The 590-nt window shown below is 32.4% G+C and carries 1 protein-coding gene; it reads left to right on the forward strand.

The genetic code is table 11. The features are described 5' to 3' along the window. The coding region (locus ACP5GV_RS08135) for a hypothetical protein (RefSeq protein WP_428103308.1) at positions 1-590 on the forward strand (590 nt) is incomplete at both ends.

The raw sequence follows: 590 nt of genomic DNA on the forward strand, positions 1-590 counted from the left end.
ATGCCAGTTATGAAGATAGCAAACCAGATATTAAACCCATCTATAAGGTCCTATCACATCTTTAGAAAATCAAGAGTAAAAAGAGTATACAACATTTTAAGGAAATACATGCAGTTAAGAGTAATATTCATAATCCTTGTTAATCTTGTGTCAAAAGCAAAACCAAAACTTATTGTAGACGGTACTATATTACCAGTAGCAAATGTAAACAGAGCAAGAACTCAAAAGATAAAGAGATTCAAAGGTAAGCTATTTTGGGTAAAGAGAAATAGAAATCTCTATAGCGAGCATTACAAACAAAAAGTAGCTTTTGAAGAGCTTTACTACGGAGTGCTTGTAATGGTGCTTTGCGATACAAATGGTATTGTCTATGATGTTTGGTTTCATCCAGCAAGTTATCATGAGGTTAAATCCTTTAGGTTAAGAACTAGAACAAGCCTATGGTTTAAAAAGCTTATCAATCTTTTTGAGGTTATAGGGGACAAGGGGTATAAAGGATGTGAAAATGTTTATGTTTGTAAGAATAAAGAGGAAAGAGCTCAAAGACAGGTTATAGAAGGAGTATTTTCAAGTCTTAAACAATTTAATAC

This window comes from Caldisphaera sp., from assembly GCF_049974385.1.
Classification (GTDB): Archaea; Thermoproteota; Thermoprotei_A; order Sulfolobales; family Acidilobaceae; genus Caldisphaera.